The organism is Streptomyces sp. NPDC033178, from assembly GCF_055577685.1.
Genome location: NZ_JBVIPT010000002.1, coordinates 762,089 through 787,350 on the forward strand (window position 1 = coordinate 762,089; position 25,262 = coordinate 787,350).

Annotated in this window: 20 protein-coding genes; 8 read left to right on the forward strand and 12 right to left on the reverse strand. The window is 69.0% G+C overall.

Going from position 1 to position 25,262, the window contains the following annotated elements:
- From ACZ5VQ_RS07320 to ACZ5VQ_RS07335, 4 genes are all read right to left on the reverse strand, one after another.
- A complete protein-coding gene (locus ACZ5VQ_RS07320) occupies positions 1-948 on the reverse strand; it encodes a carbohydrate ABC transporter permease (protein WP_362086614.1) in 948 nt (315 codons plus the stop codon).
- Between the two features lie 95 nt (positions 949-1,043).
- Entirely contained in the window at positions 1,044-2,411 is a 1,368-nt protein-coding gene (locus ACZ5VQ_RS07325; RefSeq protein WP_469104033.1) for an extracellular solute-binding protein, read from the reverse strand.
- Positions 2,412-2,704: 293 nt separating this feature from the next.
- On the reverse strand, positions 2,705-3,397 hold the full coding sequence (locus ACZ5VQ_RS07330; RefSeq protein WP_362086620.1) for a response regulator: 693 nt from the start codon (positions 3,395-3,397) through the stop codon (positions 2,705-2,707).
- Positions 3,394-5,130, reverse strand: a complete 1,737-nt coding sequence (locus ACZ5VQ_RS07335; protein WP_469104034.1) for a sensor histidine kinase — start codon at positions 5,128-5,130, stop codon at positions 3,394-3,396. Before ACZ5VQ_RS07335 ends, ACZ5VQ_RS07330 begins: the two co-directional genes overlap by 4 nt.
- 144 nt (positions 5,131-5,274) lie before the next feature.
- Here ACZ5VQ_RS07335 and ACZ5VQ_RS07340 point away from each other — a divergent pair, with 144 nt between their 5' ends.
- Positions 5,275-6,660, forward strand: coding sequence for a cation:dicarboxylate symporter family transporter (locus ACZ5VQ_RS07340; RefSeq protein ID WP_469104035.1), 1,386 nt, complete (start codon positions 5,275-5,277; stop codon positions 6,658-6,660).
- 461 nt (positions 6,661-7,121) lie between these two features.
- A complete protein-coding gene (locus ACZ5VQ_RS07345) occupies positions 7,122-8,042 on the forward strand; it encodes an NAD(P)-dependent oxidoreductase (RefSeq protein WP_469104036.1) in 921 nt (306 codons plus the stop codon).
- A gap of 57 nt (positions 8,043-8,099) precedes the next feature.
- Here ACZ5VQ_RS07345 and ACZ5VQ_RS07350 read toward each other — a convergent pair whose 3' ends face one another.
- Together ACZ5VQ_RS07350 and ACZ5VQ_RS07355 are read right to left on the reverse strand one after the other, a co-directional pair.
- Positions 8,100-9,110 (reverse strand): aldo/keto reductase, encoded by a 1,011-nt coding sequence (locus tag ACZ5VQ_RS07350; RefSeq protein WP_469104037.1) that lies wholly within the window; start codon positions 9,108-9,110, stop codon positions 8,100-8,102.
- 1 nt (position 9,111) lies between these two features.
- Positions 9,112-10,017 carry an NAD-dependent epimerase/dehydratase family protein gene (locus ACZ5VQ_RS07355; protein WP_469104038.1) on the reverse strand — a complete coding sequence of 302 codons (906 nt, stop codon included), beginning with the start codon at positions 10,015-10,017 and terminating at the stop codon, positions 9,112-9,114.
- A 96-nt stretch (positions 10,018-10,113) separates the two neighbouring features.
- Between ACZ5VQ_RS07355 and ACZ5VQ_RS07360 the strand changes: the two genes are divergently transcribed.
- From ACZ5VQ_RS07360 to ACZ5VQ_RS07380, 5 genes are all read left to right on the forward strand, one after another.
- On the forward strand, positions 10,114-10,635 hold the full coding sequence (locus ACZ5VQ_RS07360) for an Lrp/AsnC family transcriptional regulator (RefSeq protein ID WP_362086638.1): 522 nt from the start codon (positions 10,114-10,116) through the stop codon (positions 10,633-10,635).
- A 29-nt stretch (positions 10,636-10,664) separates the two neighbouring features.
- On the forward strand, positions 10,665-11,093 hold the full coding sequence (locus ACZ5VQ_RS07365; protein ID WP_469104039.1) for a MerR family transcriptional regulator: 429 nt from the start codon (positions 10,665-10,667) through the stop codon (positions 11,091-11,093).
- A complete protein-coding gene (gene trxA / locus ACZ5VQ_RS07370; protein WP_469104040.1) occupies positions 11,090-11,422 on the forward strand; it encodes a thioredoxin in 333 nt (110 codons plus the stop codon). The genes ACZ5VQ_RS07365 and trxA overlap by 4 nt, the downstream gene beginning before the upstream one ends.
- Positions 11,423-11,555: 133 nt before the next feature.
- On the forward strand, positions 11,556-13,850 hold the full coding sequence (locus ACZ5VQ_RS07375; RefSeq protein ID WP_469104085.1) for a HelD family protein: 2,295 nt from the start codon (positions 11,556-11,558) through the stop codon (positions 13,848-13,850).
- 112 nt (positions 13,851-13,962) lie between these two features.
- The gene (locus ACZ5VQ_RS07380; protein ID WP_469104041.1) at positions 13,963-14,493 is read left to right on the forward strand and encodes a hypothetical protein; all 531 of its coding nucleotides are present in this window, start codon (positions 13,963-13,965) and stop codon (positions 14,491-14,493) included.
- Here the strand turns inward: ACZ5VQ_RS07380 and ACZ5VQ_RS07385 are convergent.
- Entirely contained in the window at positions 14,488-14,766 is a 279-nt protein-coding gene (locus ACZ5VQ_RS07385; protein ID WP_469104042.1) for a hypothetical protein, read from the reverse strand. The genes ACZ5VQ_RS07380 and ACZ5VQ_RS07385 overlap by 6 nt on opposite strands.
- Before the next feature lie 93 nt (positions 14,767-14,859).
- A complete protein-coding gene (locus tag ACZ5VQ_RS07390) occupies positions 14,860-16,578 on the reverse strand; it encodes a glycoside hydrolase family 13 protein (RefSeq protein ID WP_469104043.1) in 1,719 nt (572 codons plus the stop codon).
- Between the two features lie 905 nt (positions 16,579-17,483).
- On the opposite strand from ACZ5VQ_RS07390, the gene ACZ5VQ_RS07395 reads away from it, so the two are divergent.
- Entirely contained in the window at positions 17,484-18,821 is a 1,338-nt protein-coding gene (locus tag ACZ5VQ_RS07395; protein WP_469104044.1) for a UDP-glucose dehydrogenase family protein, read from the forward strand.
- Here the strand turns inward: ACZ5VQ_RS07395 and ACZ5VQ_RS07400 are convergent.
- The 4 genes from ACZ5VQ_RS07400 to ACZ5VQ_RS07415 form a co-directional block, all read right to left on the reverse strand.
- Positions 18,813-20,156 carry a glycosyltransferase gene (locus ACZ5VQ_RS07400; RefSeq protein ID WP_469104045.1) on the reverse strand — a complete coding sequence of 448 codons (1,344 nt, stop codon included), beginning with the start codon at positions 20,154-20,156 and terminating at the stop codon, positions 18,813-18,815. The genes ACZ5VQ_RS07395 and ACZ5VQ_RS07400 overlap by 9 nt on opposite strands.
- A 983-nt stretch (positions 20,157-21,139) precedes the next feature.
- Positions 21,140-23,551 carry a 1,4-alpha-glucan branching enzyme gene (glgB, locus tag ACZ5VQ_RS07405; RefSeq protein WP_469104046.1) on the reverse strand — a complete coding sequence of 804 codons (2,412 nt, stop codon included), beginning with the start codon at positions 23,549-23,551 and terminating at the stop codon, positions 21,140-21,142.
- Positions 23,552-23,621: 70 nt separating this feature from the next.
- Entirely contained in the window at positions 23,622-25,025 is a 1,404-nt protein-coding gene (locus ACZ5VQ_RS07410; protein WP_469104047.1) for a maltokinase N-terminal cap-like domain-containing protein, read from the reverse strand.
- A 127-nt stretch (positions 25,026-25,152) separates the two neighbouring features.
- A partial coding sequence (locus ACZ5VQ_RS07415; protein WP_359730884.1) for an alpha-glucosidase C-terminal domain-containing protein occupies positions 25,153-25,262 on the reverse strand: 110 nt, incomplete at its 5' end.

The following is a 25,262-nucleotide window of genomic DNA, read 5'->3' on the forward strand; positions in this document are numbered from 1 at the left end:
TCAGACCTCCGTCCGCAGCAGGCGCATATAGACCAGGGAGAACAGGGAGCCGACCACCAGAAGGAGCAGGGCCACGGCCGTCCCGTAGCCGATCATGCTCTTCTGGAAGGCCTGTTCGTACATGAAGAGCGGGAGCGTCTGGCTGCGGTTTCCCGGGCCGCCTCTCGTCATCACCCAGATCAGACCGAAGACCGAGAGGGTCTGGAGGGTGTTCAGCATCAGGTTCGTACCGATGGAACGGCGGATCATCGGCAGCGTGATGTGCCACATCCGCCGCCAGCCGCCCGCGCCGTCCACCTCCGCCGCCTCCGTGATCTCCTTCGGGATCTCGTTCAGGGCCGCCGAGTAGACCAGCATCGAGAAGGCCGTCCCCCGCCAGACGTTCGCGAAGGACACCGCGAGGATCGGAAGCGTGAACAGCCAGTTCTGGGACGGGAGATGGAGCCAGTCGAGGACGGCGTTCAGCGTGCCCTCGCGGCGGAAGAACGCGTAGAGCAGGAATCCCGCCACGACCTCCGGCAGCACCCAGGCGGCGATCACGATGCCGCCGGTGAGCGTACGGACCGGCTTCGACGCGCGCTGCATCAGTACCGCCAGGGTCAGCCCCAGCGTGTTCTGGCCGATCAGCGAACTCAGCACCGTGAACACCAGGGTCAGCCATACGGCGTTGAGGAACGCATCGTCCTTGAACGCGGCCTTGAAGTTGTCGAAGCCGATGAACGACGACTCGGCCTGGCCGGTGAGCTGGAGATCCGTGAAGGCGATGTACGCGCAGTACGCGATGGGGCCGGCGAGGAACAGGACCAGGAGAACGACGGCCGGGGAGACGGGCAGCGCGCGCGTCAGGGCACGGCGGACATCGCGGCGGCCGGCCGGCGGGGGCGGTGGGGCGGTCGGGCCCGGCGCGGTCTTCACCACGCCCGGGCCCGCCGGAGGTGCGGAGGTCATGAGCGGTCGATCATTTCTCACTCATCCCCTGGTGCGGCCGGTCGTTTTCCGGTGCGGCCGGGCCGGGCCCCGGCTCCCGTGCTTCCGAGCCCCGGTCATTTCTCGATGACCTGGTTGTCCGTGGCCGTCTTCAGCTCCTCGTCGTAGCCCTTCGCCGCCTCCTCGACCGAGCTGTCACCCGTCGTCACGCCCTCCATCGCCTCCTGGATGGCCGTCGAGACCTTCGGGTACGCGGGATACGCGGGGCGGTAGTGCGTGCTGGCCACCAGGTCCGTGAAGAACTTGATGCCGGGCTGCGCCTTCACGTACGCCGGGTCCTCCGCCACGTCCGTGCGCACCGAGATGCCGGAGTTGGCGATGTACCACTTCTGGGCGTTCTCCTTCGTCTGCATCGTCTTGATGAACTCGAAGGCCAGGTCGGGGTTGGACGCCTTGCTCGGGATCGCCCAGGTCCAGCCGCCCGACATGCTCACCTTGCTCGGGGCCTGGCCGGTCTGCGTCGGCATGTACGCGAGGCCCAGCTTCTCGGACCACTCCGGCCATTCGTGGCCGCTGCCCTCCAGCCAGTCCTGGGGGAGCCAGGAGCCGTCGAGGTTGATGCCGAGCTTGCCCTCGGGGAGGAACTCGCCGCGGACCCTGGTCGCGATGTTGGGGTCGAGGGCGTCCGAGACGTCCGGGCCGAGCTTCTCCTTGAAGACCGTCTCGACGAATTCGAGGGAGTCCTTGAAGCCCTGGCTTCCCGTGATCCACTTCTTGGACGCCGGGTCGTAGAGGGGACTCTCGTTGGCCCCGCTGGCCGTCCCGTAGAGGAGCATCTCGAAGCCCTGCATGGTGGCGGCTTCACCCGCGGGCTTGCCCGTGTAGATGTTCATGGGTATGACGCCGGGGACCTTTGCCTTGATCGCGCGGGCCGCGTCGAGGATGTCCGCCCAGTTCGCCGGCTGCCAGTCGGCGGGGAGCCCGGCCTTCTTGAAGATGGCCTTGTCGAACCACAGGCCCCGGGTGTCGGTGCCGTCGGGAACGCCGTACGTCTTACCGTCCTCGGCCTGCGCCGCCTCCTTCGCCGTGTCGATGAACTGGCTCCAGTCGTCCCACTTGGCGAGGTACGGGTCCAGCGGCTTGAGGTATCCGCTCGTGATGTCGGAGTTGATGAGGAACGTGTCCTCGTAGACCAGGTCCGGGGCCGTCTTCGGCGAGCGGAGCATCTGCTGGAGCTTCGTGTAGTACTCCGAGTCCGGGGCCTTGATCGGGACGAGGTCCACCCTCTTGCCGGGGTTGGCCTTCTCGAACTGCTCCTTGATGTCGGCGAGATACGTGTCCATCACCTTGATGGAGTTGTCCGTCGACTGTTTGAAGGAGATCTTCACCGTGTCCGGATCACTTCCGGAGTCGCTGCCACAGGCGCTGAGCGCGGTGGCGGTGAGCAGGGTGGCGAGGAGAAGTGGAACGGCTGTGGGGCGCACGGGTACAACCTCCTGCTGGCCGACGTCTTTGTGGCCGGGTTGGGCTGCACGAGAACCTAAGAGGGCTGGTCCAGCCAGGTCAATGACTTTGCATGAGCAGTCCGCCACAGTGCGTACGGTCGCGCACACTCAAGGTACTGCCGAGGGACCCGCCCGGCGGGGCGTGCCGGGCATCCGGAAGGGGATCGTGACGTGCCGGAACGGGACGTCACCACAGGGCAGTTGCTGCTGTCCGTGCTTGAAGGAGCAGTGGGGTCGGCGGTCCAAGTCATGCTGTACGCCGGGGTGTTCGGTCAGCCCTTCACCCACCGGTACTGCAACTCCGGTCTGCCCACCTGTCCGTACTGAGGGCTGCGCCCCGCTCTCCCCGCGTCCACCAGGTGCTCCAGATAGCGCCGGGCCGTGATCCGGGAGATGCCGACGGCCTCGGCGACGCCCGTCGCGGTGAGCCCCTCGTCGGAGTCGCGCAGGGTGCGGGTGACCCGCTCCAGGGTGGGGGCGCTGAGCCCTTTGGGCAGGGCCGCCGGGCCGGGGGCCCGGAGGGTGGCGAGGGCGCGGTCGACCTCGTCCTGGCCGCTGGCCTCGCCGGCCGCCGCGTGGAACTCGGCGTAGCGCACGAGGCGGTCACGGAGGGTGGCGAAGGTGAACGGCTTCAGTACGTACTGCACCACTCCGAGTGACACCCCCTCCCGCACCACCGTCAGGTCGCGCGCCGAGGTCACCGCGATGACGTCCGCGTGGTGGCCGGCGGCGCGCAGCGAGCGGGCCAGCTGCAGACCGTGCACGTCCGGCAGGTGGAGATCCAGGAGGAGCAGGTCCACGGGCATGCGGTCCAGCGCCCGCCGGGCCTCCGCGCCCGTGTGGGCCTTGCCGACGGCCGTGAAACCGGGCACGCGCCCCACGTACAGGACATGCGCGTCCGCCGCGACGGGGTCGTCCTCGACGACCAGGACGCGGATGTCCCGCGAGGGGGAAGGCGTGCTCATACGGTGCCTCCGTGCGGCGTCGGCTCGGGCTCGGGCTCGTGCGTGAGCCCAGGACCGCCGCCGGACCCGTCCCCAGATCCGTCCACGGCCCCTGACCCGGACTCGGGCCCGGCGTGGACCTTAGTCCTCCCCCGCCCCGCCGTCGGCAGCGGCAGCCGTACCTCGAAGGACGCCCCGCCGCCCGGGGCCTGCGTCACGGTCAGTGTCCCGTCGTGCCGGGCCACCGCCTGCCGTACGAGGGCCAGGCCCAGCCCCCGACCGGCGGGCCCGGCGGGCTTGGTGGACCAGCCGCGCTGGAAGACCGCCTCCGCGTGTGCCGGGTCCACGCCCGCCCCGGTGTCGACGACCCGCAGGACCAGCCCCTCCGCGTCCGCGATCGCCGTGACCGTGACCCGGGCGCCGACCGAGCCCTGCGCCGCGTCCACGGCGTTGTCGATCAGGTTGCCGAGGACCGTCACCAGGTCACGGGAGGGCAGGGACTCGGGGAGCAGGCCGTCGTCGATGCTGCTGTCCTCGGAGACCAGCAGCTCGACGCCGCGCTCGTTCGCCTGGGCCGTCTTGCCCAGGAGCAGCGCGGCGAGCACCGGCTCGCTGACCGCCGCGACGACCTGGTCGGTCAGCGCCTGGGCCAGCTCCAGCTCGGCCGTGGCGAAGTCGACGGCCTCCTCGGCCCGGTCCAGCTCGATCAGGGAGACGACGGTGTGCAGGCGGTTCGCGGCCTCGTGCGCCTGCGAGCGCAGAGCCGTCGTGAAACCGCGCTCGGAGTCCAACTCGCCCATCAGGGACTGCAGTTCGGTCACATCGCGCAGTGTCACGACCGTGCCCCTGCGCTCACCGCCGGACACCGGCGAGGTGTTCACCACGAGCACCCGCGACTCGGTCAGATGCACCTCGTCCACGCGCGGCTCCCCGGACAGCAGCGCCCCCGTCAGCGGCGTGGGCAGGCCGATGTCCGCCACCGAGCGGCCCACCACGTCGTCGGTCACATCGAGCAGCTCGCGCCCGCCGTCGTTGATCAGCGCCACCCGGAACTGCCCGTCCAGCATCAGCAGCCCCTCGCGCACGGCGTGCAGCGCGGCCTCGTGGTAGTCGTGCATCCGGCTGAGCTCGGCCGCGTTCATCCCGTGCGTGGAGCGGCGCAGCCGGGCGTTTATGACGTACGTACCCACGGCCCCCAGGGCCAGGGCAGCCGCCGCGACACCGAAGAGGGCCTGCACCTGCCCCTCGACCCGCTGACTGATCTCGTCGACCTTGATACCCGCGCTGACGAGGCCGACGATGCGGTCGTTGTCGTATATCGGCGTGACGGCCCGCACGGACTCGCCGAGGGTGCCCGTGTATGTCTCGGTGAAGGGATGACCGAGGAGCGCGCGCTGCGTGTTGCCGAGGAAGTGCTTGCCGATCAGGTCCTTGTTGGGGTGGGTCCAGCGGATGCCGTCCGGGTTCATGATCGTGACGAAGTCGACCTGGGCGTCACGCTGCACCGACGTCGCGTACGGCTGGAGCGTCTTCGTCGGATCGTCCGTACGGATGGCCTCCCGCACGGACGGGGAGTCCGCGACGGAGCGGGCCACCGCCATGGCCTGCCGCCCCGCCGCGTCCTCGGCCTGACTGCGGTCACTGATGTAGGTGAAGAGCGCACAGCCCGCGACCACGACCGCGACGAGCACGGCCTGCATGGCAAACAGCTGACCAGCCAGGCTGCGGGGTCGTGGAGCACGGGGGAGGCGCATGCAAACAGTCTGCCCCTCCGGATAAGCGCGAACTAAATGAACGGAAGGGTGACGGCCCTCACAAGGCGGGAGATAGTCACCGACAACCCCCGGACGTGAGCCGCACGCCGGATGATGCCGACGACGTCGTCAAGGAGGGCAGCCGTGACCAGTACATCGAATACGGCACCTGCCGCTCCCGCTGCCAAGCGGGACCGCACCCACTACCTGTACATCGCGGTGATCGCCGCCGTGGCCGCCGGCATCGCCGTGGGCCTGATCGCTCCCGACTTCGCGGTCGAGCTGAAGCCCATCGGTACCGGCTTCGTGAACCTGATCAAGATGATGATCTCGCCGATCATCTTCTGCACGATCGTGCTGGGCATCGGCTCGGTACGGAAGGCCGCCAAGGTCGGCGCGGTGGGCGGCATCGCGCTCGGCTACTTCGTGGTCATGTCGTTCGTCGCCCTCGCCATCGGCCTGGTCGTCGGCAACATCCTGGAGCCCGGCACGGGCCTCGCGGTGACCGACGCGATCAAGGACGCGGGCCACGAGCAGGTCACCGAGGCCAAGAACACCGAGGAGTTCCTGCTCGGGATCATCCCGACGACGATCGTCTCCGCCTTCACGGGCGGCGAGGTCCTGCAGACCCTGCTCGTCGCGCTGCTCGCCGGGTTCGCCCTCCAGGCCATGGGCTCGGCCGGTGCGCCGATCCTGCGCGGTGTGGAGCACATCCAGCGTCTCGTCTTCCGCATCCTCGCCATGGTGATGTGGGCGGCGCCCATCGGTGCCTTCGGCGCGATCGCGGCGGTCACCGGCTCGGCGGGCGTGGACGCCCTCAAGAGCCTCGCCGTCCTGATGCTGGGCTTCTACGTCACCTGTTTCCTCTTCGTCTTCCTCGTGCTCGGCGCGATGCTGCGGATCGTCGCGGGCCTCAACATCCTCACGCTCTTCAAGTACCTGGGCCGTGAGTTCCTGCTGATCCTGTCGACCTCCTCCTCCGAGTCCGCGCTGCCGCGGCTCATCGCGAAGATGGAGCACCTGGGTGTCAGCAAGCCCGTCGTCGGCATCACCGTCCCGACCGGTTACTCCTTCAACCTCGACGGCACCATGATCTACATGACCATGGCCTCGCTGTTCATCGCCGACGCCATGGGTACGCCGATGTCGGTGGGCGAGCAGATTCCGCTGCTCCTCTTCCTGCTGGTCGCCTCGAAGGGCGCGGCGGGCGTCACCGGAGCCGGGCTCGCGACGCTGGCCGGTGGCCTGCAGTCGCACAAGCCCGCGCTGGTGGACGGCATCGGCCTGATCGTCGGCATCGACCGCTTCATGAGCGAGGCCCGCGCCCTGACGAACTTCGCCGGCAACGCGGTCGCCACCGTTCTGATCGGTACGTGGACCAAGGAGATCGACAAGGGCCGCGTCGACCAGGTGCTCGCGGGGCAGCTGCCCTTCGACGAGACGACCCTCCTGGACGACGGCCACGGTTCCGCTCCCGCCCCGGCGGAGGTCCCGGACCAGCCGGAGGACAAGACCCTGGCGAAGGCCTAGCCTCCGGGCCCGGCCCCCGTCACCGTCCCAGAACTCCGGGCGGCTGGGTGCATCCCCCGTCGCTCAGCCGCCCGGTCATGCACTTCACACCGCACAACCCGCAGTCCGCAGCTTCCCCGGCCACCGGCCGGTGGCCCCGGTCCTCCCCGACCGGGCCCACCGGCCGGTGGCTTTTGGGTGGGCGGGCGTGTTCGGCAGGGTGCGGGTGTGTTGTGGCTGATCGCGCAGTTCCCCGCGCCCCTAAAGGCACCGATGGCCCAGGCACGCCCCTTCAGGGGCGCGGGGAACTGCGCGACCGGCCCACCACGGCCCCAGCCATGCCTACCGGCTCCCGCACCCCCGGATCGACTCCCCGGCGGCGCAAGCCGGTTCCCGCAGGGTTACCCACTTACCTTCCGCTCAGTACCTGACCAAATAGTGCGTACTTGTGGTGAGTTGGGCCCAAGACCAGCATGGTCCGTATGACAAATGACCTTGAAAAGACCCCCGTCACCGTCCTCGGCCTGGGCGCCATGGGCCAGGCCCTGGCCACCGCGTTCCTGAAGGCGGGCCACCCCACCACCGTCTGGAACCGTTCCCCCGGCAAGGGCGACGAGCTGGTCGCAGGGGGCGCGGCCCGGGCGTCCAGCGCCGGCGAAGCCGTACGCGCCGCCGAGCTGGTCGTCATCTGCGTGGTCGACCACGACGCGGCCACGGCCGTCCTCGACTCCGTAGCCGAAGAGCTGCCCGGCCGGGTCCTGGTGAACCTCACCTCGGACACCCCGGAGCGAGCCCGCAAGACCGGCGCCTGGGCGCAGGAACACGGCATCGACTACCTCGACGGCTCGATCATGGTGCCGGTCGACCTGATCGGACAGCCGCCGGCACTGATCTTCTACAGCGGTCCGCGGGCCGCGTACGACAAGCACGAGACGGCACTGAAGGCGCTGGGCGGCAAGCCCGCCCACCTCGGCGAGGACCAGGGGCTGGCCGCCGTCTACGACCTCGCGCTGCTCGACTACTTCTACGGATCGATCTCCGGCCTGCTGCACGCGTACGCGCTCGCCGGCGCCGACGGGGTGCGCGCCGCGGACCTCGCCCCCTACCTGGACACCATCACCGCCTTCATGCCGTCCCTCGCCGCCGAGGCCGCCCAGCACGTCGACGCGGGCAGCCACCCGGGCGTGGCCGCCAACCTCGGCATGATGGCGTCCGGCGTGGGCCACATCCTGGAGTGGGCCGAGCACCGAGGGCTCGACGTGAGCACCCTCCGCCCGATCAAGGAGGTCTACGACAAGGCCGTCGCCCTCGGTCACGCAGCCGACAGCTGGACGAGCACGATCGAAGTCGTACGCGGCAACGCGGACTCGGCACCCGGTCAGCGCGCGAGCCAAACCCTTTGACCCGTCAGTGAGTTCGGAGCCTCCGGGACGGAACGGGGTGCCCCGCTTGACACGCGCTCAAGAGCCCACCGCCGTCTGCAGCCGCGCCGCCGCCAGGCGCGCCACCTCCTCCGGCATCAGCTCCAGATCCGCCGCCCCCGCCGAGTCCCGTATCGTCCCGGGCCGACTGGCGCCCGGGATCGGGACGATCACCGGTGAGCGCGCCAACAGCCATGCCAGGCAGACCTGTTGAGGGCTGACGCCCCGGTCGCGAGCCACCGCGTGGAAGGCGTCCAGGCCGGTGGCGCGGTCGGGGCGGGTGGCGTCACCGGGACGGATGGAGTGGCCGGGGCGGGTGGCGTCACTGAGCCGGGTGGAGTGGCCGGACGGGGTGGAGTGGCCCGGGTCTTCGGACGGCAGCCGCGACGGCCCGTCCAGCGAGCTCCGCGATATCCCGCCCAGCGGACTCCACGGCAGGAAGGCGAGGCCCAGCTCGGCGCAGAGCCGCAGTTCGGGCTCGCTGTCCCGGACGGCGGGGGAGTACCGGTTCTGGACCGAGACCAGCCGGTCGCCGAGGAGGGCGTGGGCCCGGCGGATCAGGCCGGTGTCGGTGTTGGAGATACCGGCGTAGCGGATCTTGCCCTCGTCGATCAGGTCGCGCAGGGCGCCCACCGAGTCCTCGAAGGGGACGGCGGGGTCGGGCTTGTGGAGCTGGTAGAGGCCGATCGCCTCCACGCCCAGCCGCTTCAGCGAGGCCTCCGCCGCCGACTTCAGGTGCCGGGGAGACCCCGTCACCGTCCAGCTGCCGTCGGCCGGCCTGCCGCGCCCGCCCTTGGTGGTCACCAGGACGTCGGCCGTGTCGCCGCCGTACGTCGCGAGGGCGCGGGCCACGAGACGCTCGTTGTGCCCGGGCTCTTCACCGGGCAGGTGGTACGAGTCGGCCGTGTCCAGGAGCGTGACGCCCGCGTCGAGTGCGGCGTGCACCGTGGCCATGGCCCGCCCCTTGTCCGGCCGGCCCTCGATGGACAACGGCATCGTCCCGAGCCCGACGGCACTCACCCGCAGCCCGCCAATTGTGCGGTATCGCATGTCAGTCGACCTTCGTCCCGAGCGTCTCCACCACGGCACGCGGCAGCCATTCCCGCGCCTTCCCGAAGGCGAACCCGAGCCGCGTGGCCCGCGTGTTGTCCATCCCGTACGAGCGCGTGAAGGAGAACGGCGAGAGCTCCCCGACCTCGACGGTCCGGAACACGGCCCGCCCGCCCGGGAGGTGTTCCGCCAGGGCCTCGCACAACTCCCCGGTGGTGAGCGCCCCGTGGGACGCGGCGTTCACCGGCCCGGTGAACTCCTCGCCCACCGCCCACGCCAGGAAGTCGGCGATCTCCTCCACGTGGATGTACGTCGCCGGGTGGTTCGTGGCGGGGACGGCGATCGCCTCGCCCGAGCGGATCCGCTCGGCGTAGTGGTCGAGCCGTCCCGTGAAGTCGTCGTCCCCGCCCAGCACATGGGCCACCCGCACGGTCACGTACGGAAACGCGGGATCGGCCGCGAGGACCGCCTCGGCCTGCCGCTTGCCCTCGCCGTAGTGGGTGTCGAGGAACTCCTGGTCGTCCCAGGGGAGTTCGAGATCGACGGGGACCGTACGCGGGTTCACGGCGTCCTCGCGTACGAGGTCCGGCGAGTCCTCGTACTCGTACACCTCGACCGTCGAGGTCATCACATAGCGGCGCGTGCGTCCCGCGAAGACCCGGCGGGCGATCTCCGCCTGCCTCGGTGTGTAGCAGACCTGGTCGACGACGACGTCGAAGGTCCGTGAACCGAGCGCTTTCTCAAGGGAATTCTCGTCATTGCGGTCGGCGACGAGATGAGTCGTTCCCGGGGGAGGTGCCGACGAGCCGCGATTGATGACGGTGACCCTGTCTCCCGCGGCCGTCAGCCTGGCGATGAGCCGCTTGCCGAAATACCGGTTTCCGCCAATGACACATACCTCGCGCACGGCGCCCCTCCCGTAATGCTCTTCACCGCGGTCCTGTTCCGTGGACCCTGTGGTCATAATTCTTCCGGCGTACGAGTGAGGTCTGAAGGGGGAGTCATGGGAGATCCGGCCGCGGTACCGAAAGAACCACGGCATCTGCGAGCCGCCGCCAACGAAACGTCGGTGGCCTTCGACGCCCTGGACCGGCAGATCCTGGAGCTGCTCCAGAGCGACGGCCGGATCAGGCTGAGCGAGCTGGGCCGCCGGGTCCGGCTGTCCCCGGCGGCGGTCGCCGAACGCGTCCGCAGGCTGGAGTCCGTCGGTGCCGTCACCGGCTACGGCGCCCATGTCTCGCCGACCCGCCTCGGCTACGGCATGCAGGCCTTCATCCGCGTCAACCCGCACGGCGGCTACACGCTGAAGCACCCGAGGACCCTTGAGCTGCTCGCCCGCCCCGAGATCACCGAGGCCCACCACGTCGTCGGTGAGGACTGCTGGATCCTCAAGGTCGCGGTCGAGGACACCCTCCATCTGGAGGAGGTCCTGGAGCAGACCTCGGCACTCGGCCGTACGACGACGTCGATCCTCCTGTCGTCCCCGGTGGAGCGGAAGCCCCTGCTGCCGCCGGCGTTGCCTTGACGCCAGGGTCAAGGATTACGTTCGTACGCATGCGAATCGGCGAGCTGGCGGCGCGGGCCGGGACCACCACGCGGACCCTCAGGTACTACGAGTCGCGGGGGCTGCTGCCCGCGCGGCGGGGGAGCAACGGGTATCGCACCTACGACGAGGACGATCTGTTGCTCCTGCGGCAGATCAGGACGCTGCAGGACTTCGGGTTCGACCTGGAGGAGACGCGGCCCTTCGTGGAGTGTCTGCGGGCCGGGCATCCGGAGGGCGACTCCTGCCCCGCGTCGCTCGCCGTGTACCGCCGCAAGCTGGGCGAACTCGACGCGCTGATCGGTGAGTTGCAGTCCGTACGCGCGCACGTCGGCGAGCAGTTGGCGCGCGCCGAGGCGTCGAGGGACGAGCTGGCGGCCGGGGCGGAGGTTCCGGGCGGTCCGGAGCCCGTGTGCGAACTGGGAGGAACCTTCAGATGATCAGAGCAGCGGGTGTGACCGAAGTGACGGACGCAGACTTCGAGGCGGAGGTGATCGGGGCGGAGCTGCCCGTGCTGGTGGAGTTCACCGCCGACTGGTGCCCGCCGTGCCGGCAGATCGCGCCGGTGCTGAGCGCCGTCGCCGCCGAGGAGGGCGACCGGCTCAAGGTGGTGCAGCTGGACGTGGACACGAACCCGGAGACCACGAACGCGTACGGGGTGCTGTCGATGCCCACGCTCATTGTGTTCCGCGACGGACAGCCCGTGAAGTCGATGGTGGGCGCCCGGCCCAAGCGACGGCTGCTGGAGGAACTGGCCGACGTGCTGTAGCCGGTCGGCCGAAACTCCCGGGCCAACAAGAAATCCCCCGCGAGCAATTGCTCGCGGGGGATTTCTTTGCGTATATTGAATGGTTCGCGACTTCAAGGAACTTGGTCGCGAAGAAGTTCACTAGGCGCAGTATATCCGGCCGGGAGCGGAATTGTCAAACAGGGGATCACACACAGAATTCACCGACGATGAATTGAGGCACGAGCAGGAATTCATCGACGGTCTGTACGCGCGCGTGGACGCCCTGCGCGGCGGCACCGAGGACTCGGTGACGGACGCGCTCGCACAGGGCAGCACACCGATGCAGGCCCGCCTGGAGCGGGACATCCTCGTCGCCGAGCGCTCGGGCCTGCTCGCCGCGCTCAACGCCGTGGACGGCTCGCTCTGCTTCGGCCGTATCGACCTGACCACGGGACTCACCCATCACATCGGCCGTATCGGCATCCGCGCCGACGACACCGAGCACACCCCGATCCTGATCGACTGGCGGGCCCCGGTCGCCCGCCCCTTCTACCTCGCCACCGGTCACACCCCGATGGGCCTGCGCCGCCGTCGGCACATCACCACCGACGGCCGCTCGGTCGCCGCCCTGCACGACGAGATCCTCGACCTGGGGGACCAGCAGCGCACCGGGCACGAGGACCCGACCGGCGACGCCGTGCTGCTCGCCGCCCTCAACTCCGCGCGCACCGGCCGCATGAGCGACATCGTGCAGACCATCCAGGCCGAGCAGGACCGCATCATCCGCGCCCCGCACCGCGGAGTGCTGGTGGTGGAGGGAGGCCCGGGCACCGGCAAGACCGCCGTGGCGCTCCACCGGGCGGCCTACCTCCTCTACGAACACCGGGAGCTGCTCGCCAAGCGTGCCGTCCTGATCGTCGGCCCGAACCCCGCCTTCCTCGGCTACATCGGCGAGGTCCTGCCCTCGCTCGGCGAGACGGGCGTGCTCCTCGCGACCGTCGGTGAGCTGTACCCCGGTGTGAAGGCGACCGCGTCCGACACCCCCGAGGCCGCCGCCGTGAAGGGCCGCGCCGAGATGGCCGACGTCCTGGCCGCCGTCGTACGCGACCGCCAGGCGCTGCCCGACCCGGTGATCGCCATCGAGCACGACCGGGACATCCTGATGCTCGACGCCGGTCTCGTACGCGTCGCCCGTGACCGCACCCGCGAGGTGAACCTGCCTCACAACGCGGCCCGCGAGCACTTCGAGGGCCACATCCTCAACACCCTCACCGACATGCTCGCCGAGCGGATCGGCACGGACCCCTTCGACGGCACGAACCTGCTCGACCCGAGCGACGTCACCCAGATCCGCGACGAGCTGGCCGAGAACCGCGAAGTCTGGGCCGCCATCGACCAGTTGTGGCCGCGCGTCACCCCGCGACGGCTGATCGCGGACTTCCTCGCCGAACCCGACGCGTACGTGTCCGAGGCCGACGCGAACGCCATCCGCCGTACGGTGACACGGGCCTGGACCACCGCCGACGTTCCCCTCCTCGACGAGGCCGCCGAACTCCTCGGCGAGGACGACCGGTTGGCGAGGGCGGCCGCGGAGCGGGAACGCAACCAGCAAGTCGCCTACGCACAGGGCGTGCTGGACGTCTCCTATGCCTCCAGGACGTACGAGTTCGAGGACAAGGACGACGAGGACGCGGAGGTTCTCTCCGCGCACGACATCATCGACGCCGAGCGGATGGCCGAGCGCCACGAGGAGGACGACCACCGCAGCGCCGCCGAGCGGGCCGCGGCCGACCGGACCTGGGCGTTCGGGCACATCATCGTCGACGAGGCGCAGGAGCTTTCGCCGATGGCGTGGCGCCTGCTGATGCGCCGCAGCCCCACGCGGTCCATGACGCTCGTCGGCGACCCCGCGCAGACGGCCGACGCGGCGGGTGTCGGCTCCTGGTCGGGCATCCTCCACCCCTACGTCCAGGACCGCTGGGAGCACACCCGCCTCGCGGTCAACTACCGCACCCCGTCCGAGATCATGGACGTGGCGGCGGCCGTCCCGCGCGCCGAGCACCCCGACTTCGAGCCGCCGAGTTCGGTCCGCTCGACGGGGGTGCGCCCGCTGGTGCGCGAGGCCGCCGACGCCGCCGAGCTGCCCGGCGCCGTGGAGAAGGCCGTCGCGGAACTGGCTCCCGCCGAGGGGCGGCTCGCGGTGATCGCGCCACGGGACCTGCACGCGGCGCTGGCCGCGCGGCTCGACGGGGTCACGGCTGGGGCGGAGCCGGATCTGACCCATACGGTCGTGCTGCTGGACCCCCGTCAGTCGAAGGGGCTGGAATTCGACGCGGTGCTTGTGGTCGAGCCGGCGCGGTACGGCACGAGTGATCTGTATGTGGCCCTGACGCGGGCCACGCAGGCGTTGGGGATCGTGCACACGGGGGAGCTGCCGCCGCCACTGGCGAAGGCGCTGAGCCGCTGAGCAGCTGTTGTCCTTCCGGACTTGAGGACGGCGTTTTCGCTGGTCGGGCACAGGGGCGGCGATCCCGTGGGAGTGGTGAACTGTCGTGTCGTCGCTCCTGTGGAGGTCGTGGATGCCGTCGGTGGTTGGGCAGTTGGAACAGCGTGAGTTGGGTGCTCGCCGTCGCGTGGACGAACTGCGTGAGGAGGCCGATCGCAGCCAGGCCGGGTTGGCCGTGGCCGAGCTGGAACGGCAGGAGTGGGTGATCGCCCGCAGGCGGGTCGATACGGTGCTGGGTCCGAACGGCGGTACCACCGCCGATGCGGAGGTCGCCGAGGATCGCCGGGATGCGGACGTGCCCTCGGCGCCTCGGGACGCGGTGCAGCCGCAGGTGCCGGTGTGGTGTGAGGAGCTGCCCCGGTCGGTGCTGTCGGTGGACTACCAGCGCATTCTCAAGGCGCTCGCGGACCGGGTCCGGGTCGGTCAAGGGCCGCTGACCTGCCAGGAGATGGCCGCAGCGTTCGGCATGGACGTGGTGCCGGCACGGGTGGAGGCACTGCGGTCGAAGGCGAAACGCCTGGTTGCCCGTGGCGGGCCGGCCGGGCCGGCGCCGGGCCGGTTCACGCTCGCCACGGGTGTGGCCGGGACAACCAGAGGGTCATGAGCCGGGGGGCATCGACCAGTGGACCATCGCCTCGGCACTACTGGTGCGCGGCCCCAAGTCGCGCACCAGGCGGCGATTCCGCATCAGGTTGGCGAAGAGGCGCTTGACGATCGTCAGCACCAGCACCAGCACCAGCACCAGCACCAGCACCAGCGCGAGCGCGGCCAGGCAGTACTCGACGAGGCTGCCGGTGTAGCCGCCGTCGGCCCAGACCAGGGCCAGCAGGTGGTGCGCGTCGGCGGCTACGAGCTGTTCAGGGGGCGCCACCCGCATGCGCCCAGCGCCCCCGACCGCTCAATCGGGACCCCCGTTCGACGTGCATCTCTCAAGATCGGAAAGACAACTGCCATTCACGCTCATGGGCGGTTATATGGTCAGCCAAACGGCTGTGTCACTTTGCAGGCAGCCGTCGTGGATCGGCGCGCTGGAGAGGATCACCTCTGCGTGATCAGGTAGGGCGACCTGGTGTTCGGACAGATTGACCACGCATCGGAACCCCGGCTCTCGGGTGAAGGAGAGGACCTCCTCCTGGTCCGTGGAGTCCCAGGTCATGGTTCCGTCGCCCAGGGCGGGATGCGCACGGCGCAGGTGAAGAGCCTTGCGGTAGAGCTCCAGCATGGACTTCTCATCGCCGCGCTGGGCCTGCACGGTCAGGCTCCTCCACGCGGTCGGCTGCGGCAGCCAGGGCTCTGCCGTGGCCGCCGGGGGGCTGTATCCGAACGGTGGGGAAACGCCGGACCACGGAATGGGCACCCGGCATCCGTCACGGCCACGGTCGGTGCCCCCCGAGCGTTTCCAGGTGGGGTCCTGCAAGAGTTCTTCAGGGAGATTTTCGATCTCCCACAGCCCCAGTTCCTCCCCCTGGTAGATATAGGCCCCTCCGGGAAGAGCAAGGGTCAGCAGTGCGGCTGCTCGCGCTCGTCTGGTGCCGAGTTCCAGGTCGAAGGGTGTGTCCTTGAGGAAGTCCGAGAGCGCCCGTACGGGCTCGTCGGGCTGGGGCCTGCCGTAGCGGGAGGCGTGTCGCGCCACATCGTGGTTGGACAGCACCCACGTCCCCGGTGCGCCGACGGCGCGGAAAGCCACGAGGTTGGTGTCGATCGCCTCGCGCAGGTGGTCCGCGCGCCAAGGCGCGGTGAGGTAGTCAAAGTTGAAGGCCGTGTGCAGTTCGTCGGGGCGTACGTAGCGGGCCAGCCGGTCGGGGGCACCCATCCATGCCTCGGCGACGAATACGCGTGGTTCGTCGTAGGAGTTGGCGACCGCGCGCCAGCCGCGGAAGATGGCGTGAACGCCTTCCCGGTCCCAGTGCGGGTGCCCGCCGTCGGCCGCCATCCCGATACGTTCGATGTCCGAGTGGCCCAGGTCGGGCAGGCCCTTTTCCTTGACCAGTCCGTGGGCCACATCGATGCGGATACCGTCCACGCCGACGTCGAACCAGAACCGCAGGACGGCCTCGAACTCTCTGCGTACCTCGGCGTTGTCCCAGTTGAGATCCGGTTGTTCCGGCGCGAACAGATGGAGGTACCACTGGCCGGGTGTTCCGTCGGGCTCGGTCACCCGAACCCAGGCGGGGCCGCCGAAGCCACTGCGCCAGTTGTTGGGCGGCAAGCTGCCCCCCGAGCCGCGCCCGGTCCGGAAGACGTACCGGTCGCGTGCGGTGGAACCCGGTCCAGCGGCCAGTGCCTCGCGGAACCAGTGATGCTGGTCGGACGTGTGGTTGGGAACGATGTCGAGGAAGACCTTGAGTCCGAGCTCGTGAGCATCCTTCATCATGCTCTCGGCCTCTTCCAGGGTGCCGAAGACCGGATCGATGGAGCGGTAGTCCGAGACGTCGTACCCCCCGTCGGCCATGGGCGAGGGATACCAGGGGTTGAGCCACAGGGCGTCGACCCCCAGTTCCACGAGGTAGGGGAGCCTGTCCCGCAGCCCGGCGATATCACCGATGCCGTCACCGTTTCCGTCGGCGAAGCTGCGGATGTACACCTGGTAGACGACCGCGCTGCGCCACCAGTCATGGGAGGCGGCGGAGGCCCGGGGGTGCTGCTCCGGAGTCTCGGGCGAAGGAACGGGGTGGCACGACGGCGTCACGTGACGGCTCCTGCGGTCAACTCGACGAAGGCGCGCTCGTCCCGCGCGACCAGGAAGGCCGCGGTGGCGGCAGGGGGACGCCACCGGCGGGGAGCGGGACGGACGACCTGCGAAGCGCCTGCACCGGGACAGGTCGCTCGGCCATAACCGTCGGCTCCCGTTCCAGGGACGACCGGCGGACGAGATGGCGTGGTCCGACGGACCGTCGCCAGGAGTGCGAGCGACGGCTGCTGACTGGCCATCGCTCCTGACCGGGACCCATGCATCGTGACTGCGTCCTCCTTGAACCGCAGCTGGTGATGTCGTCATGATGCCCCTATTTGTGATCTATCACGACTAGGTGTCGCCCCTCAGGGCGACATGGGCCCGTGCGGAAAGCCGCGGCAGGCGAACGCACACTGGGCGGCACAGGGGCGGCGGCACGGTGCGCGTCGGCGGCCGTATGACACCGGGGGGAACTCTGTTGGCCCCGCACTTTCCGGTTGCCCGAAGGCCGTCGAGCAGGCCGGGCGCTCATCCCGTCCGCAGTCAGGACGTCGCGCGTCCAACGGTGGCCGCAACGGCGGCGGTCTCGCCCCAGAACCACTCTCTTGGCTCAGACACGCGCTGCTGATGCGAGCGTCCCGTTACCGCGCCACGCGCGCCGCGTCGGAGTGCGATTTCCCAACGGCCGCAGCCCTCGAAGCGCGTGTTTGACCCGCAGCCGTCAGCAGGTTCTGCGCTGGCGGGTGGGCAGTCCTGGGTTGCCCGTATCGCTGTCTGCCTCACCTTGGCTCTGTTTACCGCACAGCGGCATCGGCACATATGCCCGCTTGTGGCTTTCCGTCTTTCCGCTGCCGAGAGGAGACGCCGCCCATGTGCAAGGGTTTCTCTGTGGGGTCCGGCGAGGCGGAAGGTAACGGGGCATGGCCATCGGCATCTCGGTGATCGGGACAGGATATCTGGGGGCAACTCATGCCGTGTGCATGGCGGAGATGGGCTTCGAGGTGGTGGGGGTCGATATTGATCCGGAGAAGGTGGCTCTGCTGGCGTCCGGCAGGGCGCCGTTGTACGAGCCGGATTTGCAGGAGCTGCTTTCCAAGCACGTGGTGGGGCAGCCTGGATCAACCGGCTTGCTGCGATTCACGACGTCATGGGAGACGGCTGCCGCAGGCGCGGACGTGCATTTCGTGTGCGTCAGTACGCCCCAGCGCCACGGTGGGCTTGCCGCGGACATGAGCCATGTGGAGGCGGCGATCGAGGCGCTTTCTCCTCATCTGAGCCGTCCGGCGCTGGTAGTGGGCAAGTCGACCGTTCCTGTGGGAAGCGCCGCCCGGCTGGCCGAGCGCCTGGAGATGCTGGCACCGGCGGGGAAGGAGGCGGAGCTTGCCTGGAACCCCGAATTCCTGCGCGAGGGCCACGCCGTGGGTGACACGCTGCGACCGGACCGCTTGGTCGTGGGTGTACGCAGTCGGCGCGCCGAATCTCTCCTGCGGGCGGTCTATGCCAAACCCATTTCCCAAGGAGTGCCTTTTCTGGTGACGGATTTCGCCACGGCCGAACTGGTGAAGGCCGCGGCGAATTCCTTCCTTGCCACGAAGATCTCTTTCATCAACGCCATGGCAGAGGTGTGCGAGGCCGCAGGCGCCGATGTGCTGCAGTTGAGTGAGGCACTGGGGCACGACGCGCGGATCGGCAAAGAGTTCCTCAATGCCGGCCTGGGATTCGGAGGTGGTTGTCTCCCCAAGGACATCCGCGCCTTCATGGCCCGTGCGGGCGAATTGGGCGCCGATCAGGCTCTTACCTTCCTGCGTGAAGTCGACTTGATCAACATGCGCCGCCGGACACGTATGGTTGACATGGCCCGCCAGTACTGCGGCGGCGAATTTCTCGGTAAACGGGTGGCGGTACTCGGGGCCGCTTTCAAGCCGAACTCTGACGACGTCAGGGATTCGCCGGCACTGAATGTCGCAGCTCAGATCCAGCTGTACGGCGGACAGGTCACCGTGTACGACCCAAGAGCCAACGACAACGCACGTAGAACCTTCCCGACACTCGACTACGTGGACTCGGCCCGGGATGCGGCTCATGAAGCGGACATCGTGCTTCATCTGACCGAATGGCAGGAGTTCCGGGACATGGAACCCGCGGCCCTCGACGGGGTGTGCCACAAACGGATCCTCGACGGGCGCAACTGCCTGGATCCCGGGCGCTGGCGGAAAGCCGGATGGACGTACAGGGCGCTCGGGCGCCCATCACTCTGAGACGTCAGGGTGCTGCTCCCCGGGACCGGTCATGGCCGGCAGGGAGACTTCCACTCCTTTGCGAGTGCCCCAGGCGGTGTCGCGCAGCGTGCACAGGGAGTAGACCCGCACCCACAGCAGAACACCCATGTGCAGCAGGCCGTACAGCGGAGCCAGCAAGAAGGTTCCCAGCCGTTCCGTCCAGGGAATCCGGGTACGGTCACCGGACTCCAGATATCTGGCAGACCAGGCGTAACTGAGGAGCATCGCATGCATGAGGTACACCAACAGCAAGGCGCCCTGAGCACTGATGAGCATCATGACCATGGCGAAGATCAATACCCCTGTGAAACAGGTCCAGGATATCAACTCCAGCAGCGCCAGCCAGAATGCCGGCCTGCTCATCTGTCCGACCCGGATAATCCACAGTGATTCACGGAAGAACGATTTGTTCCACCGCACCTGCTGTCGCAGGTAGTGTCTGAATTTCTCGGGAACCAGAGTCCAGGCCACCGCGTTGGCCTGCAGGACCGCCTTGCCGGTCAGGAGGCAGTAGTTCGTCATGTGCCGGTCGTCGCCGAAGGTGGACAGTCGACCCAGGAACCGCTGGTTGAGGAAGCCGTGAAGGTGTTCGCGCACCACGGTTCCGCGGTAGAAGGCCAGTGATCCGCAACAGCACAGGACCGCTCCCAGCAGGCTGTATGCGGCACGCTCGTACAGAAACGCATTGGCGTAACGAAGATCGATCAGTCGGGTGAGAACGTTCTTGCGGGCATTGAGGGCCAGTACCAGTCCAGTGACGGCGTTCACCTTGTCCGAGGCGAACGGAAGCATGCCCCGCTCGATGGCGTACTTGTCCAGCACAGTGTCCGAATCGATGCCCAGGTATATGTCCGTATCGGCATGAAGCCGGAAACCGGCCGCCAGTCCCTGACGTTTTCCCTTGTTCTCCGAAAATTCCACCACTTGGTAGCCGATGCCCGCGTCCCGGAACCGTCGGACCACCTCGGGCGAGAGCGCGTAAGCCAACGCGCGGGAGTCCGTCGAGGCGTCATCGACAACCGTCAGTGTGGTCGGACGGCGGGTCTGACCCAGAACGCTGTCGAGACACCTGGCGAACGCTTCCGGGTCCTCGTTGTAGACAGTGATGATCGCGCCGACCGTCAATTCGTTCACCTTCGCCAGGTCCTCAGGGGCTGCGGCTGTCTGCGGCCGGCGGACGAGAGAAGCCCCCAGTTTGGCGAACATCAAGGCGAAGACGGCGGTCCCGTAGACGGATGCCATGGTGCCGCCCTGCGTGATCAGGATGATCGCCACGACCACCAGCATCGCAGCGGCCGAGATGAAGCGACTCATCGGTGACCACGCCGAGCGTGGAAGCGGGTCAACAACAACCCGAGGGAAATCAGAGCGAAGCACCCCAGGACGATCCACAGGGGGAGGAGCGCGCCACCCGCCAGGGCACGGTTCACTTCGGCATTGACGAAGTTGGCATTCATGGCGCCGGCCTTCCTCTCGATACCCGGGTTGGCTGGCGGGGATATCCAGGATCTGCACTCACAGGCATGGGTGATTCCGTGCTCGGTTTACGAGGTGATTCGGCAATGAACACTGCACGTACCGGATTTTTTGGATGAACAGCACGCCGAGTTGAGCGGATTCGAGACCATGCGCGTCTCGCGAGGCTCCTCATACGCCCGGTCCGGCCCGGGCGCCGCCTGCCCGACGGAGACACCGGCTTAGGGGTGGCCCGGAGCGGAGGGCCTGTCCAGTTACTGAGCTACCAGCCTTGGGCCGAGCCACTCAGGCTCCATCCGATGACACCAGCCTACGCCGTATGTCATGAATTGTCGGCTTGGGGTGGCAAGCTGCTGGGAGCTCTGCCGTAGCGGGGTCACCTCGGCCGGCCCCCACGGGCGGGCCCACGGCCTGATGTTGTTCTTCGCGAAGGCTTCCGGCGCCCGGAGACTCGACCGGACGATCACTTCGCTATCGACAGTTGCGGCTCGGACCCCAGGCGTGGCCGGCAGACAACGGAGCTTGAGGGGACGGCGTTTTCGCTGGGTCGGGCATAGGGGTGACGGTCCGTTGGGAGCGGTGGCGTGTCGTGCCGTTGCTCCTCGCTGTCGGCCTGGACGGCCTCGTCCGATTGTTGTGGCTGGTCGCGCACTTCCCCGCGCCCTTTTAGGGGCGCGGGGAACTGCGCAGTATTCAGCCTCTCCGGCGTTTGAGGAGCGGGGGTTCGGGGGCGGAGCCCCTGAGTAAGGGGCGATGAGGGTCCCCCCGCTCGAGCGAAGCCGAGAGATGGGGGAGGGTAGGGGCGGCGGGGGCGAGAAGAGCTATGCCGGCCGCAGCCACACCGTAGCCAGCGGTGGCAGCGTCAGACGGATGCTGGCCGGGCGGCCGTGCCAGGGCTGGGCGTCGGGCTTGACGGGGTCGGGGTTCGTGACGTCGGCACCGCCGTAGCGGCCGGCGTCCGTGTTGAGGACCTCGTGCCAGGCGGGCACGTCATCCGGAACACCGAGCCGGTACTCGTGCCGCACCACCGGCGAGAAGTTGGACACGGCCAGCAAGGGCGAGCCGTCCGCCGCGTGGCGGAGGAACGCGAAGACGTTGTCCTCGACCGCGTCCCCCGCGATCCAGGCGAACCCGGAGGGATCGGTGTCCCGCTCCCAGAGCGCGGGAGCATGCCGGTACACGGCGTTGAGGTCCCGGACGAGATCACGGACACCCCGGTGGTCGGCGGCGGCCCCGTACGACGGATCGAGCAGCCACCAGTCGGGCCCGTGCGCCTCGGACCACTCCGCGCCCTGCGCGAACTCCTGCCCCATGAAGAGGAGTTGCTTGCCGGGATGCGCCCACATGAAGCCCAGATACGCCCGCAGCGTGGCCCGCTGCTGCCACCAGTCACCCGGCATCTTGGACACCAACGACCGCTTCCCGTGCACGACTTCGTCGTGGGAGATCGGCAGCACGTAGTTCTCGCTGTACGCGTACACCATCGAGAACGTCATCTCGTGGTGGTGGTACTTGCGGTGCACCGGCTCGTGCGCGACATAGCCGAGCGAGTCGTGCATCCACCCCATGTTCCACTTCAGCCCGAAGCCGAGACCCCCGAAGCCGCCCGGCCCGATGTGGTGGGTGGCCCGAGTGACGCCGTCCCACGCCGTCGACTCCTCGGCGATCGTGACGACACCCGGCTCCCGCCGGTACAGCGTGGCGTTCATCTCCTGGAGGAAGGCGACGGCGTCGAGGTTCTCCCGCCCGCCGTGGACGTTGGGCGTCCACTGGCCCGGCTCGCGCGAGTAGTCCAGATACAGCATGGACGCCACCGCGTCGACCCGCAGGCCGTCGATGTGGAACTCCTCGCACCAGTACACCGCGTTGGCGACCAGGAAGTTGCGCACCTCCCGGCGCCCGTAGTCGAACTCCAGGGTTCCCCAGTCGGGGTGCGCGGCCCGCAGCGGATCCTCGTGCTCGTACAGCGGCCGGCCGTCGAACTCCGCCAGCGCCCAGTCGTCCCGCGGGAAGTGCGCGGGCACCCAGTCCATGATCACGCCGATCCCGGCCCGGTGCAGCGCGTCGACCAGGTACTTGAAGTCGTCCGGCGTCCCCAGCCGGGCAGTCGGCGCGTAGAAGCCCGTGACCTGGTAACCCCATGAACCGCCGAAGGGGTGCTCCGCCACCGGCATCAGCTCCACATGCGTGAAGCCCAGGTCCGAGACGTACACTGGCAGTTGTTCGGCCAGCTGACGGTACGTCAACCCCGGTCGCCAGGACGCCAGATGGACCTCGTACACCGAGAACGGCGCCTCATGGGCCGGTGGGTCGGAGGCCCGCCGCGCCATCCACTCCCCGTCCTGCCACTCGTGGCGCGAGGCGTGCACGACGGAGGAGGTGGCGGGCGGGATCTCCGTACGCCGCGCCATCGGGTCGGCCCGCATCGTCTTGGAACCGTCGGGCCGGGTGATCTCGAACTTGTAGAGCTCGCCCTCGCCGATCCCGGGAATGAACAGCTCCCACACCCCGGAGGAGCCGAGCGATCGCATCGGAAAGGCTGTGGCGTCCCAGAAGTTGAAGGTCCCGGCGACCCGCACCCCACGGGCGTTGGGCGCCCAGACGGTGAACCGGGTGCCCGCCACACCCTGGTGGACCATCGGCTCGGCACCGAGCGCGGTCCACAGCTGTTCGTGCCGCCCCTCGCCGAACAGATGCAGATCGAACTCGCCGATCGTGGGCAGGAACCGGTACGCGTCCTCGGTGTCCTGAACCGTCCCCTCGTACTCCACGATCAACCGGTACGGGGGCACCTCCCGCAACGGCAGCACGGTGGAGAAGAAGCCCTCGCCGTCGTCGTTCAGTTCGGCCCGCAGCTCTTCGGTGACGACCGTCACCGACAGCGCGTACGGCCGCAGCACCCGGAAGACCACACCGTCGGGCACGGGATGGGCCCCGAGCACCGAGTGCGGCTCGTGGTGCGCGCCCCCGAGCAGCCGCTCCCGGTCACCACGGTCCAGCACCGCCAACGGCCGCACATCCTGCACGGTCGGCTCCGCATCCCGTACGGGCTCCGCGTCCTGCACGGTCGGCTCCGCGTCTCGTACGGTCGGCTCCTCTTCGCGTACCGGCTCCGCGGGATCCGCGACCGCGGGCTCGGTCTTCGCCTTCGCCTTCGCGGCGGCCTTGCCGGTGTCGGACTTGGCCTTCGCGCTCTTCGGCTTCTTGGCGGGCGGGTTCGGGCGGGGCGTCACGGGTGGGGCCTCCTCAGCGGAGTCGACGGTGATGAGGGACGGGCAGAGCGGTGGCGGGACATCCGGGCGCCTACGACGATCCGGAGACGGCCAGGCGGCGGACCGCCTCCATCGGCACGGGCAGCCAGTCGGGCCGGTGCCGCGCCTCGTACACGACCTCGTAGATCGCCTTGTCGGTCTCGTACGCGCGCAACAGCACCGGATCCGTACGCGGATCACGTCCGTCGGCCTCGGCGTACCCGGAGCAGTAGGCCGCCCGGCAGGCGTCGGCCCAGCCGGGCACCACGGGCGCGTGCGAGTGCGCCGCGTAGTCGAAGGAGCGGAGCATCCCGGCCACGTCCCGCGCGGTCGGCTGCGGCATCCGCCGCTCGGCGAGCGGCTTGGACGGTTCGCCCTCGAAGTCGATCAGCGACCATTCACCGGACGGCGACCGCAGACACTGCCCGAGATGCAGATCCCCGTGGATCCGCTGGGCCGTCCACGTCTCGCCCTCGCCCGCCAGGTCGGCGAGCGCCTCGAAGGCCGTGCGCAGCCCCGGCGCGTACGGCCGCAGCGCGGGCACCGCCTGGGCGGCCGCCTCCAGCCGCTCGGTCATACCGTCCACGAGCAGTTCCATCTGCCCGCGTCCCATGGTCACCGTGGGCAGCGCCCGCGCCAGCGCCGTGTGCACCTCGGCGGTGGCGCGCCCCAGCGCCCGCGCCTCACCGCTGAAGTCCTCGCCCTTGGCGAGCTCGCGCAGCGCGAGTTCCCAGCCGTCCGCCGCACCCTGGACGAAGGGCTGCAGCACGCCCAGTACGTACGTCTCGTCGGCCAGGTCCGCGAGCAGCCACCCGGCGGGCGCCGGAACCCGGGGGCAGCCCTCGCGGGACAGCACCAGCGGCAGCTCCAGGTCGGGGTTGTCCCCCGGCACGATCCGCCGCAACAGCTTCAGGATGAACGTATCTCCGTAGACGATCGAGGAGTTCGACTGCTCGGCCGTCACCAGCCGCGGCACCAGGCCGTCCCGGATGTCCTGCCGCATGTCCCGCTCGAAGCGCAGGTCGCCGACGCGCGCCCGCGCCCGCAGCGCCTCCAGGAGCACATCGGCGGGCCGGGTGTCGTGCAGAGCCTCGTACACGGTCCGTCCGGCCAGCGGCCCCTCGGTCGGACGGCCGATCAGCGCGGGCGCCAGCCGTGGCGGCAGCATCTCGCGCACACCGATCAGGAGCTGGTAGCAGTCGGCCGGATGCGTGGCGGCACTCTGCGTCGGTACGAGCGGCTGATGCGCCCGCACGAGCAGATGCAGCAGCCCCAGCTTCGAGTCCCACGGCAGCACTTCTGTGGCCGCCACCAGCGAGAACCCGGTGACGGGACGGCCCTTACCCGCGAACCACCGCTGCCGTGGCAGCCACTCGCGAAGCAGCGGATCGAGGGACGCAAGGAGGCCTGGACTCGTCGAAGCGGAGTGCACGGAACGGGTGACGGCTTCCGACATGGCGTCGCGTCCTTTCCCCAGGACCCGGAAACCGGGTGAGTCGGGGTGTTACTGATGCGTGCCCAAGGCGGGGCGGGGGAAACCGCCCCGCCCCCGTTCTACTCCTACCTGCTTCTTCTCCCTGTTTCTAGGCCATGTCCTTGCGGAGTCGGAACCAGTAGAAGCCGTGGCCGGCGAGGGTGAGGAGGTAGGGGAGTTCGCCGATGGCGGGGAAGCGGACGCCGCCGATGAGTTCGA

Bases quoted from the DNA above. Each gene is read 5' to 3' on its own strand.
- ACZ5VQ_RS07320 (WP_362086614.1), bottom strand. From the start codon at position 948: ATGACCTCCGCACCTCCGGCGGGCCCGGGCGTGGTGAAGACCGCGCCG.
- ACZ5VQ_RS07330 (WP_362086620.1), bottom strand. From the start codon at position 3,397: ATGAGCACGCCTTCCCCCTCGCGGGACATCCGCGTCCTGGTCGTCGAG.
- ACZ5VQ_RS07335 (WP_469104034.1), bottom strand. From the start codon at position 5,130: ATGCGCCTCCCCCGTGCTCCACGACCCCGCAGCCTGGCTGGTCAGCTG.
- ACZ5VQ_RS07345 (WP_469104036.1), top strand. From the start codon at position 7,122: ATGACAAATGACCTTGAAAAGACCCCCGTCACCGTCCTCGGCCTGGGC.
- ACZ5VQ_RS07350 (WP_469104037.1), bottom strand. From the start codon at position 9,110: ATGCGATACCGCACAATTGGCGGGCTGCGGGTGAGTGCCGTCGGGCTC.
- ACZ5VQ_RS07360 (WP_362086638.1), top strand. From the start codon at position 10,114: ATGGGAGATCCGGCCGCGGTACCGAAAGAACCACGGCATCTGCGAGCC.
- ACZ5VQ_RS07365 (WP_469104039.1), top strand. From the start codon at position 10,665: ATGCGAATCGGCGAGCTGGCGGCGCGGGCCGGGACCACCACGCGGACC.
- trxA (WP_469104040.1), top strand. From the start codon at position 11,090: ATGATCAGAGCAGCGGGTGTGACCGAAGTGACGGACGCAGACTTCGAG.
- ACZ5VQ_RS07380 (WP_469104041.1), top strand. From the start codon at position 13,963: ATGCCGTCGGTGGTTGGGCAGTTGGAACAGCGTGAGTTGGGTGCTCGC.
- ACZ5VQ_RS07385 (WP_469104042.1), bottom strand. From the start codon at position 14,766: ATGCGGGTGGCGCCCCCTGAACAGCTCGTAGCCGCCGACGCGCACCAC.
- ACZ5VQ_RS07395 (WP_469104044.1), top strand. From the start codon at position 17,484: ATGGCCATCGGCATCTCGGTGATCGGGACAGGATATCTGGGGGCAACT.
- ACZ5VQ_RS07400 (WP_469104045.1), bottom strand. From the start codon at position 20,156: ATGAGTCGCTTCATCTCGGCCGCTGCGATGCTGGTGGTCGTGGCGATC.
- ACZ5VQ_RS07410 (WP_469104047.1), bottom strand. From the start codon at position 25,025: ATGTCGGAAGCCGTCACCCGTTCCGTGCACTCCGCTTCGACGAGTCCA.